This window comes from Streptomyces sp. NPDC005706 (assembly GCF_040631045.1).
In the GTDB taxonomy this organism is placed as follows: Bacteria; Actinomycetota; Actinomycetes; order Streptomycetales; family Streptomycetaceae; genus Streptomyces.
Map to the genome: position 1 here is coordinate 1 of NZ_JBEXYS010000058.1, position 14,115 is coordinate 14,115.

The window sequence follows — 14,115 nt, forward strand, 5'->3', positions numbered from 1 at the left end:
ACTCCCCGGGAAACCAGCCACCGCGCCAGACGATTCGCCCGGCCGTTCAACTCCCCATACGTGAGCGACCGATGTCCGCACTCCACGGCAACCGCCCCCGAGGACCTGCGCACCGACTGCTCGAACAACTCGACCAGACCCGCCTCCGGAACCGCGACAGCCGAACCACTCCACGCCCCCAAAAGCCGTTCACGCTCGACACCGGTCACCACCTCCAGACGGCCCAGCGGCACCAGAGGATCCACCACGACCTGCTCCAACAACCCGACCCAACGCGCCAAAAAGCCCTCAACCGACTCACCGTCGAAAAGATCGGTCGAGAACTCGGCGTGGATCTGGATGCCCTCCGGATCACCTGATGCGCCGTGCCGCTCATACATTTCGATCAGTACGTCGAACCGTGAGGTTCCGGTGCCGATGAACTCGCTCCGCACCTGGAGCTCCGGCAGGCGGAACTCCTCCCGCGGGACGTTCTGCAGCACCATCGCGACTTGGAAGAGGGGGTGGTGGCTGGTGGTGCGGTGGGGGTTGAGGAGCTCGACGAGGTGTTCGAAGGGAACGTCCTGGTGCGCGTAGGCAGCGAGGCTGGTATCGCGCACACGATGCAGGAGCTCTTCGAAGGTGGGATCTCCGGACGTATCGGTACGCAGGACGAAGGTGTTGACGAAGAGACCCACGAGATCGTCGAGTGCTTCATCGGTGCGTCCGGCGACACCACTGCCCAGGGGAATGTCGTGGCCGGCACCAAGACGGGTCAGAAGCGCCGCCATTCCCGCCTGCAGCACCATGAACACCGTACTGCCCGACGCCTGCGCCAATTCCACTATCCGACGGTGGAGTTCGCCGTCCAGGTGGAGGTCGAGGCGGGCGCCCTCGTAGGTGGGCACCGCGGGCCGGGGGCGGTCGGTGGGGAAGGTGACCTCGGGGGGGAGATTCTGCAGAGTCTCCTGCCAGAAGGAGACCTGCCGCGCGTAGGCGCTCTCGGGGTCCGACGTGTCCCCCAGGCGCTCACGCTGCCACAGGGCATAGTCCGCGTACTGGACCGAGAGTTCGGACCACTCGGGGGCGCGGCCCTCGGTGCGGGCGGCGTACGACTTCATGACGTCCCTGGCCAGCGGGGCCATGGACCAGCCGTCCGCCGCGATGTGGTGGAGCAACAACAGCAGCGTGGACTCGTCGGGCCCCGTGTGGAACAGCTGAGCCCGGAGGGGAGTTTCGGTCGCCAGGTCGAAGCCGTGGCGTGCCGCTTCACGCAGAGCCCTGGGCAGTTCGGGCCCCGATATCCGCTGCTGCTCCCAGTGGAATTCCGCCTTCGCCGGCTCCAGCACGAGCTGGCGCGGCTCCCCTTCGACCTCGGGAAAGACCGTGCGCAGCGACTCGTGCCGAGCGACCACGTCGCACAGAGCGGCACGCAGTGCGGCGGCGTCGACGGTGCCCGACATGCGCAGCGCCAGCGGAACGTTGTACGTGGCGGAACGGCCTTCCAGCTTGTGCAGGAACCACAGCCGCCGCTGGGCGAAGGAGAGGGGCACCGTGGCGGGACGGGCCACCGGCACCAGCGCGTGGGCCGTGCCTCCCGCCGCGCCGTTCGAGCCGCCGCCGAGCCGCACGGCGAGGGCAGCCGCCGTCGGTGCCTCGAAGATCTCCTTGATCTGCAACGTGACGCCGAACTCGCCGCGGATTTGGACGAGCAGCCGGATCGCCGACAGCGAATGGCCGCCGAGCTCGAAGAGATCGTCGTGCGGACCGACCTCCGGCACATTCAGGACCTCGGCGATCAGACCGCGCAGCACCTGCTCGTCCGTGCGGTTCGACTGCTCACCCTCGCCAGGAGTGTGCGGGGAGGGGTTCGACGGGGACGCCTTGGTGTCCAACTTCTTGCTCACTCTCCTGAAAGTGCTGGTTGCATTGCTCGGCGGCTGATGGGGCTCTCGAAGAAGCGGGTCAATCCACGGCGTCCTGGAACGCTGTGCGCAGCTTCTCGGCGATGATCGGCCCGATTTCACCGAGCGGTTCGGGATTGAGCATGTGTGTGTGCTTGCAGTCGATCTCCCGGAAATCGACTCCGCCCTTGACGTACGGAGTCCACTCGTCAGGTTCGAGCCGGCGGTTCAGTTCGTCGTCGATCGCGGCGAACACCAGCGCGGACGCGGCAACGGGACGGTGCGTCACGTCCAGGCCGAGACGGAGGTTGTTGATCGTCACGTGCATCATGGCCCGGGCTTCGGACTCCCTGATGCCGGCCAGGGCCGTGTTCTCCGTGCTGAGCAGGCGAGCCGTCGTCTCGTCGGTGAGCCGGGCGGCCTCCTCGTCACTCAGCTCGATGTCGAAGATGCCGAGCATGGCGCGGTACACATCGGTCACCCGGGCCCTGCTCTGTGCGTTCTCCACTTCCTGCCTGGTGACGTCAGGGGTCGGATTGCAGTCGAGCAGGGCGAGAAACCCGACTCGCTCCCCGCGTCGCTCCAGGATCTCCGCCATCTTGTGCGCGACGACGCCGCCGAAGGAATAGCCGAGAAGGTGGTAAGGCCCTTCGGGGCGGATCTCGGTGATGCGGGCCACGTAGTCCTCCGCCATCTCCTCCACGGATTCCGCCAGTGGTTCGTCACCCGAGAGCCCACGTGCCTGCACGGCATAGACGGGTGTGTCCTGGTCGATGTGGCGGAGCAGCCCGGAGTACGTCCAACTGAGGCCACTGCCGGGGTGGATGCAGAAGACCGGAGGGCGGTCTCCGTGGGCCCTGAGCGGCAGGACGACCGCCAGCGCGCTCCCGGCGGAGTCGCCTGCGACGCGCCGCGCGAGTCCGGCCACCGTGGGGTTCTCGAGCATGGCCCTGACCGGGAGTTCGACGCCCAGCACGGCGTGCACCCTGACCAGCAGCTTGATGGCGGAGAGGGAGTGACCGCCCAGCTCGAAGAAGTTGTCGTCCACGGAGATCCGTGGTGCGTTCAGCACCTCTTGGAACAGGGCACAGAGTTGCTCCTCCATGGGATTCCGCGGCCCCTGGCCGAAGCCCTCGGCGGGCACGGCTCGGGGCATCGGCAGCGCCTGCCGGTCCAACTCTCCGTGAGCGGTGAGCGGGAGCCGATCCAGTGGGATCACGGCTTCGGGGACGTGGATCTCCGAGAGCCGCTCGGCCACGTACGACCGCAGCGCCTCAGGAGTGGGCCCGTGCCCGGATCCCTGGCCGGGATCCGCATCCGTGCGCCTGGTCACCACGTAGGCGGTCAGGACCTCATTTCCCGTGGCGTCCTTCCGTACGAGCACGACGGCCTGCGACACGGCGGGGTGCGCGGTGAGCGCGTCCACGGTGTTCCGCGGTTCGCAACGCGGCCTCCCCTCGACGGAGCAGTCCCGGGCATGCGTGACGAACTCCAGCTCCAAGCCGTGCTCGCCCGCGCGGTGGCGCACCAGCTCTCCTGTGGCGCACGTCGATTCGTCACCGTGGTGCGGGCCGTGCGTCACGTGAAGTTCGCCCACCACTCCGGGCGCCGTGGGATGCGACGCCGTATCGAGCACGTAGGCCCTGGTCCCGGCTACCGGGTGGCCGAGTACGGGTGACGCGGTGGCCTTCAGACGGGCGGCCAGCGCTGCTCCGCCGTGCCCTTCGGGACGGTGGACCGCGTACGCCTCGACCTCCGGCTCGTCCGTCAGCCGCCGCCACAGCGCCGCGCCGACCGGGTCCCCGGAGAGCACAACCGTGGTCGGCCGGTGACCGCCCTCGGACAACAAGCCGACGGACAGCAGCTCTCCGGCCTGGAGCGGTGTGGTGCCCAGCAGGTCGACCCCCGCCGACCGGACGGCCCGCACCGTCTCCTCGGGGCCGGGGCTCTGCTGCTCCTCGACGCCGAGCACGTGCAGTTCGTGACCGGCGACCAGGGCCGACAGCACGTCCCAGGAATGGGCGGCGGAGAGCGGCAGGGTCGTGGCCACCCGCAACCGGCGACCGGCTTCGGCCGCGGCCCGCTCACAGATGCTCCGCCGGTGCTCCACGAGCAGCCCGGCCAGAACGGCGTGCAGGACAGGACGGGCCGAGGGCTCGGCGAAGGCCTGCGCCGGGAGTGTGGGCAGGAGAGGCTGCGTACGCTCCTCGTCCGTCACGTCACCGTGGACCACGCCTGATTCGGCCTGTTGCGTGTCATGAGGCAGCAACGACCGGACCGCGTCGTCTCCGGCCGGTCCGTAGAGGCCGGCCTCCGTGACGACCAGGAGCGCGGCGGCCGACTCGGCGGTCTCCGGGCACCCCCGCTGTCCCGATGCGACGTCGAGCGCCAAGTACGCGGCGCCGGTCTTGAGCACTGCGAGCAGGCCGACGACGGCCTGGGCGGACGGTGGCACCGCGAGAGCGACCACCTGGGCCGGTGCGGCTCCGTGGCTGATCAGACGACGGGCCAGTCCGTTGGCCTGTGCGTTGAGCTGCGCGAAGGTGAGCGACGCGTCCTCTGCGACGACGGCCGTCTCGTCGGGTGTCGCCGCGGCCTGCTCCTCGAACATCTCGACCACGGTGGCGGCCGTGCCGCGGCTTCGGTCCGTCGAGAGCCCGGCCCGTGCCGCGTACGCCTCCAGGTCCTGATGCTCCTCAGGTGTGAGCACGTCCAGTCCGCTGACTTTCCGCGCGGGGTCGGCCGTCGCGGCACCCAGCAACGCGGCCAGGCGATCGGTGAAGGTCAGCGCCGTCGAGCGGTCGAACAGCTCCGTGGCGTAGCGCAGGGAGCCCACGACCCCATCGGGCGTTCCGTCCTCCGCGAGGCGCTCGTTGAAGGAGAACTCCAGGTCGAACTTGGCCGCGTCCGTCTCGAGGGGGAGCGACTCGGCATCGAGGTCTCCCGCGCCCTGCTCCGCGCTCTCCCCCCTGACACCGAAGCTCACCAGCACCTGGAACAGCGGGTGCCGTGCGACGGACCGGTTCGGATTGATGATCTCGACGAGGCGCTCGAACGGAAGGTCCTGATGCTCGTACGCGGAAACGTTCGACTCCCGGACCCGCTGGACCAGTTCGCCGAAGCTGGGGTCTCCGGAGAGATCGGTCCGCAGCACCAGCATGTTGACGAAGAACCCGATCAGGTCCTCCAGGGCCTCGTCGACCCGGCCCGCCGTGTCCGTGCCGAGGACGATGTCGTCGCCGGCCCCCAGTTTGGACAGCAACACCGTCACGGCGGTCTGGAGCACCATGGCCGGGCTCGCATCGGAGTGCGCCGCCAAGGAGACGACGGCGCGGTGGAGTTCGGCGGACAGCTCGAACCGGACGGTCTCGCCCGCGTAGCTCGGCTCCGCCGGCCGGGGCCGGTCGACCGGCAGGAGCAGTTCATCCGGTGCCCCCGCCAGCACCTTGCGCCAGTAGGCGATCTGCTGCCCGACCGTGCTGTCGGGGTCCTCCTCGTCACCGAGGAGGTCTCGCTGCCACAGCGTGTAATCGGTGTACTGCACCGGCAGGTCGGCCCACCGGGGCGGCCTGCCGCCGCGCCGGGCGTCGTACGCCGTGGAAAGGTCACGGAGGAAGACCAGCAGCGACCAGCCGTCACTTGCGATGTGGTGCATGAGCACCATCAGCACGCGCGAGGAGACCTCGTCCTGCTCGTCCTCCTCGCTGACCTGCCACAGCTCGGCCCGCACCGGGATCTCGGAGGACAGGTCGAACGTGTACCGCGCGGCGTCCGTCAGCCGCTGCGACAGCTCCGATTCCGCCGTGCGGCGAATCTGCCAGCCGAAGTCGGCCTCGGTGATGTCCCGCACCTCTTGGCGGGGCTCCCCGTCGCTCTCGGGGAAGACCGTGCGCAGCGCCTCGTGACGAGTGATCACGTCGAGGACGGCTGCCCGCAGGGCCTCCTCGTCGACGGGGCCCGTGAGGCGCACCGCGAGCGGGACGTTGTACGTGGCCGAGCGGCCCTCCAGCTTGTGCAGGAACCACAGGCGCCGCTGCGCGAAGGAGAGCGGAACCGCCTCGGGACGGGGGCGGGGCGCCAGCGTCGGGCGTACCGTGCCGTCCCCGTCGAGCCGGGCGGCGAGACCGGCGACGGTCGGGGCCTCGAACAGCGCCCCGAGGGGCACCTCCACGCCCAGCGCTCCGCGTACGCGTACCAGCAGGCGGATGGCCGAGAGGGAATGGCCTCCGAGAGCGAAGAAGCTGTCGTCGATGCTCACCCGCTCCACCCCGAGGACCTCGGCGAAGAGGCCGCACAGCGTCTCCTCCTCCGGTGTCCGGGGCCCGCGCGCCGCATCGGGGTCCTCGTGGCCGGGGGCCGGGAGCGCGGCGTGGTCCAGCCTGCCGGTCGGGGTCAGAGGCAGGCTGTCGAGGGCCACGAAAACGGCCGGTACGAGATGCTCCGGCATCCGTCGCCGCAGGCGTTCCCGCAGGTCCGAGACGTCCAGGTCGCCGGAGCCTCGGCGTGCGGGCACGACGTGGGCGACCACCTGCGGTACATCCCCGTCCTTCCGCACCTGGACGGCAGCGGCGGCGATGTCGCTCTCCGCCTCGAGGGCGTCCTCGATTCCCCGCAGGTCCATACGGACCCCGCCCACGGTGACGGGTTCGTCGGCCCTGCGAACGCATTCGAGGCCGCCTCCGGCCCGCCACTTCACCAGGTCGCCCGTGCGGAACATCCGACTGCCGGATCCGTCGTACGGGTCCGCGACGAACCGTGCGGCGGTGAGCCCGGGCCGGTCTCGGTAGCCGCGGCCCAGCAGCGGGCCCGCCACGTACAGTTCGCCGACGACACCGTCGGGCACCGGCCGTAGCCGGGAGTCGAGCACATACACCCGGGCGTCGCCGAGGGGTGTTCCGAGCGTCGGCCGGTCCGTCGGGGCGCGGTCGGCGACCCCGGGCCCGGCCGGGGCGCTGGCGGTCACCCAACCCGTGGTCTCCGTCGTCCCGTAGAGACCGACCGCATCCCTCTGCGGGGCTCGCAGGGTCTCGCCACCGATCAGCAGGCGAAGGCCGGCGAGGGGCGCGGGGCCCTGCCCGTCGTGGTGCGTGGACATCAGCGAGCGGTGGACGGAGGGTGTCGTCAGGAAGACCTTCGCGCCGCTGTCCACGAGGAGGCGCCGCAGGGCCGCCGCGTCGTGCAGGGCCCCGGACGGCGCGATGAGCACGCTGCCGCCCGAGAGGAGCGCGGCGAAGAGCTCCAGGACCGCGGTGCCGTGACCGGCTGCCGTGGCGGCCAGTACGCGGTCGTCCTTGCCCATCGGCACGCGTTCGAGCAGCGAGTCGAGCGCTTCGGTCGCATTCGCGTGGGAGAGCACGACGCCCGTTCGGCTCTTCGCGGTGTGCGCGATGTACGCCGCGCCGTGGGCGTGTACAGGCGTTGTCCGTTCGGTGTCGGTGAGGTCGTGCGGCGCGCGGGCCGCCAGCTCCGCTTCGGTTTCGGTGGCGCCGAGGCACACGGTGACCGGCGGCAACTCCGTGAAGCCGCCCTGGATTTCCGCCGTGGTGATCAGGGCTTCCGGCACCGGGCCGTCGAAGCCTTCCAGGGGGCCGGGCCGGCCGCCGTCGGCATCCACGCAGAGGAAGGCCGCACCGGCCTTGAGGACGGCCAGCATGGCGACGGCCAGGTCCACCGACCGAGGGAGTGCCAGCACCACGACGTCCTCGCCGCCGATCCCCCGACCGGCGAGCAGGCGAGCCAGTCGGTTGGCGCGCTCATTGAGGGTGGCGTAGTCGCTCTGCTCGGCTCCGGCGTACACGGCAGCGGCCGCGGGCGTCAGCGCCGCCTGCGCCTCGAAGCGCCCGTGAAGCGTGGCGGCCGGTGCCGGGGACCCGCCGGTGTTCGGAGCGTCCAGCGCCCTTGCCCGTTCCTCGGCGGAGAGCAGTTCGGCCTCCGAGATCCGTGCGGTCGGGTCGAGTGCCACCGCGCGCAGCAGCCGCTCGTACCGGGCGGCGATCCGCTCCACCGTGGCGGCGTCGAACAACTCCGTGGCGTACTCCAGGGCACCGGCGATCCCGGCGGGCCCGCCCTCGTCCGACTCGATCTCGACGAGATGCAGGGAGAGGTCGAACTTGGCGCTGTCGTGGTCCAGGGGGTGGTCGGTGACTTCTTCGTCGTGGAGGTGAAGCGTCGGCATGTCCGTGTTCTGCAGCGCGAACATCACCTGGAACAGGGCGTTGCCGGACCGCGTACGCACCGGGTTCAGCGCCTCGACCAGGTACTCGAACGGCAGGTCCTGGTGGGCGTACGCCGCGAGTGAGCGCTCCCTGACCCGTACGAGGAGTTCGTCGAACCGGGGGTCGTCCGAGGTGTCCGTCCGCAGCACCAGGGTGTTGACGAAGAAGCCGACCAGGTCGTTGAGCGCCTCGTCGGCGCGGCCCGCGATGGGCACACCGACAGGGATGTCGTCTCCGGCACCGAGCCGGCTGAGCAGGGCGGCGAAGCCCGCCTGGAGGACCATGAACATGGTCGAGCGGGAGTCGGCCGCCAAGCCGCGCAGCGCGGCGTGCAGTTCGGCGTCCAAGGCGAAGGTGACGGTGTCGCCGCGATAGCTCGAAACCATCGGCCGGGGCCGGTCCGTGGGCAGTTCGATCTGGAAGGGGATGCCGTCGAGGGCGTCCTTCCAGTACGCCAACTGCTGCGACATCAGGCTGTCCGGGTCGTCGGTGCCACCGAGCAGCTCGTGCTGCCAGAGCGCGTAGTCCGCATACTGGACGGGCAGTGGCTGCCAGGCGGGGGCCGTCCCCGCGAGCCGTGCCTCGTAGGCCGTCTTGAGGTCCTTCGTGAGGGGAGCCCGTGAAGCGCCGTCGCTGACGATGTGATGCATCACGACCACCAGGACGGGCCCTTCGGGCGTGCCGCCGGGCTCCGTGTCGGGTACGAACAGCGACGCCCGCACGGGCGGTGTGCTGTCGAGGGTGAACGGGCGGCCGATCGCCTCCTGCACGGCCCGGTGCAGCCGGTCCTGCGCCACCCGCTCGATCCGCAGGTCGAGCGGGGCTTCGGCCGGCGCAAGCACCACCTGGCGCGGCTCGCCGCCCGCTTCGGGGAAGACCGTGCGCAGCGGCTCATGCCGCTCCACCAGATCCCGCAGGGCCGCCCGCAGCGCGTCCTCGTCCAGCGACGGCGACAACCGGACGGCAAAGGGCCAGTTGTAGGCGGACGTCGGACCCTCGAGACGATCCAGGACCCACAGCCGACGCTGCGCGAAGGAGAGCGGCACCACATCGGGGCGAGGCATGGGCACCAAGGGGGCGCGGGTGGAACCGCCCAGCTCCAGGTGTGCCGCGAGTCCGGCGACGGTCGGGGTGTCGAACACCACGCCGATGGGGATCTCCGCACCCAGCTCCGAGCGGATGAGGCTGACCAGCCGGGTCGCCAGGAGCGAGTGGCCCCCGAGGCCGAAGAAGTTGTCGTCGATGCTCACCCGGTCCAGGTGCAGGACCTCGGTGAACAGCGCGCAGAGCGTCTCCTCCTGCGGCGTTCGCGGCGCTCGCCCACCCGCGGTGCCGAAGTCCGGTGCGGGCAACGCCCGCCGGTCCACTTTGCCGTTGGGCGTCAGGGGCACGGCGTCGATCGCCACCACGGTCACCGGGACCATGTGCTCGGGGAGGCGCTCGGCAAGGTAGGCGCGCAGCGCGCCGGAGTCCACGCCGTCCCGCTCCGCGGCTTCGGACGTGTCCGCGTCGGCCGCGGCCACGACGTAGCCGATCAGCTGGACGTTCCCGTGGACCTCCCGGGGCACGACGACGGCCTGATCCACCGCGGGATGCGTCAGCAGGGCAGTGGCGATCTCATGGGGCTCGACGCGGAACCCCCGTATCTTGACCTGTTCGTCGCTGCGCCCCACGTACACCAGCTGGCCGTCGGGGCGCCAGCGGGCCAGGTCGCCCGTCCGGTACATGCGCGTGCCGGGCTCGAAGGGGTTCGCCACGAAGCGCTCCGCCGTGAGGCCCCTACGGCCCAGATAGCCTCGTGCCAGCTGTCCGCCGGACACGTAGAGCTCGCCGACCGCGCCGGCGGGCACCAGGTTGAGGTGGGCGTCGAGGACGTAGGCCCGCATGTTCCAGAAGGGGCGGCCGATCGGGACCGGCCCCGACGGCACCGTGTCCCTGGGACCGATGCGGAACTCCGTGCAGGCGACGGTGGTTTCGGTCGGTCCGTAGTCATTGACGATCGTGACCCGCTTGTGGTCCTTGCGCCATTGGGCGATGGCCTCGCCGGTCAGTGCCTCACCGCCGAGGATCAGCATCTCGCCGGGCGACCATGCCTTCGGCAGCTTCGCCAGCATCGGCAGATGCGAGGGAGTGGCCTTCAGCAGGGCCACGGGGACGTCGGCATGGTTCGACGGCGCGTCCTGCAGCGTCGACAGGTAGACACGCCCGCCCGCGGTCAGGGTGGTGTACAGGCCCGTGATCGTGAGGTCGAACGCCATGGACGTCGGCACCAGGGTGGCGCCGCGCGCCGCGGGATAGTGGTGGGTCGACCAGTTGAGGTAGTTGACGATGGACCGGTGCTCCACCACGACGCCCTTGGGGGTTCCCGTGGAACCCGAGGTGTAGATGACGTACGCGGGATGCTGCGGATCCACGTCGGGCTCGGGATCGGTTTCAGGGAACGAGGAGACGTCGAGGCGCATCGCCTCCTCGTCCAGGACGACGACCGGTGCCGAGTCGGCGAGGACGAACGCGCGGCGTTCGGCCGGGTAGTCGGGGTCCACGGGTACGTAGGCACCACCGGACTTGAGCACCGCGAGGAGTGCCACCAGCATGTCGACCGATCGCGGCAACACCACCGCCACCAGGTCCTCGGGCCCCACGCCCTGAGCGATCAGCCAGTGGGCCCGGCGATTGGCCCGGGCGTTCAAGTCGCCGTACACAAGGCTCTCTCCGCCGCACACCAGGGCCACGGCGTCGGGCGCTCGTCGCACCTGTACCTCGAACAGCTCGGCCAGCGTCGCCTCGGGCACCTCGACGGCCGTGTCGTTCCACACGGTCAGCATCTGGCCGCGCTCGAGGTCGCCCAGCAGGTCCACCTGCCCGATGCGCAGCGAGGGATCCGCGGCCATCTGTTCCAGCAATCGCGCCCACCGGGCCAGCAGCCCCTCGACCGTCGAGCGGTCGAACAGGTCCGTCGCGTACCGCAGTGCGCCGGAAATGCCAGTCGGCCGACCTGCTTCGTCGTGCTGCTCCCTGAGGTGCGCGGCGAGATCGAACTTGGCCGTCTCGATATCCGCCTGCTCCGCGCCCACCGACAGGCCGGGGACGTCGAACTCGGCGGAGAGGTCGGGCTGGAGGACGAGCATGATCTGGAAGAAGGGGTGCTGGGAGGCGGAGCGTGGCGGATTGAGGAGCTCGACCAGGTGTTCGAACGGCACGTCCTGGTGTGCGTAGGCGGCCAGATTCGTCGTGCGCACGCGGGCGAGGAGTTCCTCGAAGGTGGGGTCGCCGGAGGTGTCGGTGCGCAGGACGAGCGTGTTGATGAAGAACCCGACCAGGTCGTCCAGAGCATCGTCCATCCGACCCGCGATGGACGAGCCCAGGGCCACGTCGGTGCCTGCGCCGAGGCGGGTCAGCAGAGCGGACAGTCCTGCCTGCAGCACCATGAAGAGGGTGGTGTTCGTCCGGCGTGCCAACGCCACGAGCCGCTGGTGCAGCTCCGGGCTCCACTCCAGGAGCACGGAATCCCCCAGGTGCGAGGGAGTGGCGGGGCGCGGCCGGTCCATGGGAAGGCTGAGCTGCTCCGGCAGCCCCGCCAGCTGCCGGCGCCAGTAACCGACCTGGCTGTTGTAGATGCTGCCCGGGGCGTGCTCGTCGCCGAGCAGATCGCGCTGCCAGAGCGTGTAGTCGACGTACTGAACCGGCAGAGAGGCCCACGACGGCGCCTCTCCACGCGCACGGGCGGTGTACGCGGAAAGGACGTCACGCACGAGCGGGCTCACCGACCAGCCGTCGCCGCCTATGTGGTGCAGCAGCAACAGAAGGACGCCGTCGTCGGGGCCGATGTCGAAGTAGCAGGCACGCAGGGGGATTTCGGCGGCCAGCTCGAATCCGTACCGGGCGGCCTCCTCCAGGGCCGCGGGCAATTCGGCCTCCGTCACCGGGCGCCGTTCCCAGGAGAGTTCCGCGTCCTCCGCGTCCATGACGAGCTGGAACGGCTCACCGTCGAACTCGGGGAACACCGTGCGCAGCGACTCGTGCCGGTCCAGCACATCGAGCAGGGCCGCGCGCAGTGCCTCGATGTCCACCGGTCCGGTCAGCCGGAGTGCCACCGGCAGGTTGTAGGTCGCCGTCGGGCCGTGGAGCTTGTGCAGGAACCACAGACGGCGCTGCGCGAACGACAGCGGCACGATGCCCGGCCGTTCGACGGGGACCAGGGGCGTGCGGCGCCTTTCGCTGTCGCCGAAGCGCTCGGCCAACAGGCACACCGTCGGTGCTTCGAAGACGGCCTTGATCGGCAGTTCGGTGCCGAGCACCGTGCGGATGCGGCTGACGAGCCGGGTGGCGAGGAGGGAGTGCCCTCCGAGGTCGAAGAAGCTGTCGTCGACGCCGACCGTCTCCACCCCCAGCACCTCGGCGAAGAGAGCGCACAGCTCCTCCTCGTGCGGGGTGCGCGGGGCGCGGGAAGCGGCGGCGGAGGTGTACACGGGGGTGGGCAGCGCCTTCTGGTCCAGCTTCCCGTTCGGTGTCAGCGGCAGGCGGTCCAGCGTTATCACGGCGGACGGCACCATGTACTCCGGCAACTCCGCGCCCAGGTGCCTGCGCAGCTCGGCGGCATCCGCCGCACCGTCGGCCACGACATACGCCACCAGCTGCTTCACGCCCTCCCGGTCCTCGCGGGCGATCACCGCCGCATGCCGCACCTGCGGATGCCGCGTCAGAACCGCCTCGATCTCCCCCAGTTCGATCCGGAAACCCCGGACCTTCACCTGCTCATCCGCACGACCGAGGTACTCGATCATCCCGTCCGCACGCCACCGCACCACATCACCCGTGCGATACATCCGGCCGCCCGCGCAACCGAACGGATCCGCCACAAACCGCTCCGCCGTCAACCCAGGACGCCTCAGATAGCCGCGAGCCAGACCGTCACCGGCGAGGTAGAGCTCTCCCGTGACGCCCACGGGCACCAACTGCAGCCGGGAGTCGAGCACATACGCCCGGGTGTTGGAGATGGGGCGGCCGATCGGCGGTGCCTGTGTGCCCGGGTCTGCTTCACGGTCGCTGTACCAGGCGGTGGCGTAGACGGTGGCCTCGGTCGGGCCGTAGATGTTGGCGATGCGGCAGCCCGGGATGGCGGAGCGGATGGCGGTGACGGCGTGGGCGGACAGGGCCTCGCCGGCCAGGACAACGGTTTCGGCGCAGGCGTTCACCTCGCCGTGTGCGAGGACCTGGGCGATCGCCGACGGCACGGCGCTGACGAGGCTGCCCGACCATCCGTCCGCGGTCCGCTCGGTGAGGGCGAGCAGGTCTCGCACCACCTCGATGCTGCCGCCGCAGCACAGTGGTCCGAACATCTCGAAGACCGAGACGTCGAAGTTGAGCGAAGTCGATGCGAGGACGCGGCTGAGCTGTCGGGGTCCGATGTCGGTGGCCGCCCAGGTCGCGAGGTCGACGGCGCTGGAGTGGGAGACCACGACGCCCTTGGGCCGGCCGGTGGAGCCCGAGGTGTAGATCACGTACGCGGGATGCTGCGGCCGCAGCGGGGCGGCGCGGTCGGCGTCGGTGGGGTTGTGGTCGGGGTTCCCGGCGAGCAGTTCGGCCGTCTCGGGGGTGTCGAGGAGCAGTACGGTCCGGCCGCTGCCGTCGGCCGCGGTCCGGATCGTGGTCGTCCCGATGACCGTGAGCACCATCTGCGGCCCGGCGTCGTCGAGCATGTAGGCGATCCGCTCGGCCGGGTAACCGGGGTCCACCGGAAGGTAGGCGGCGCCGGCCTTCAGGATGGCGAGGAGCACCACGATCATGTTGTCGGAGCGAGGTACCGACAGTGCCACGACGCTTTCGGGACCGACGCCCTGTGCGATCAGCAGATGGGCGAGCCGATTGGCGTGCGCGTTGACTTCCGCGTATGTCAGCGTCTTGCCCTCGAAGACGACCGCCGGGGCCTCAGGTGTGCGCGCCGCCTGCGCCGCGAACAGATCGGGCAGTGTGGTGTCGGACGCCTCGGGTGATGTGTGCGCATCGGCGTTCCAGTC

2 protein-coding genes are annotated in these 14,115 nt (G+C 70.3%); both read right to left on the reverse strand.

Annotation, left to right across the window (positions count from 1 at the left end):
* On the reverse strand, positions 1–1,793 hold a 1,793-nt coding region (locus tag ABZ478_RS38730), incomplete at its 3' end, for a condensation domain-containing protein (protein WP_359557444.1).
* A gap of 151 nt (positions 1,794–1,944) precedes the next feature.
* Positions 1,945–14,067 (reverse strand): amino acid adenylation domain-containing protein, encoded by a 12,123-nt coding sequence (locus tag ABZ478_RS38735; protein ID WP_359557446.1) that lies wholly within the window; start codon positions 14,065–14,067, stop codon positions 1,945–1,947.
* Positions 14,068–14,115: the final 48 nt, after the last annotated feature.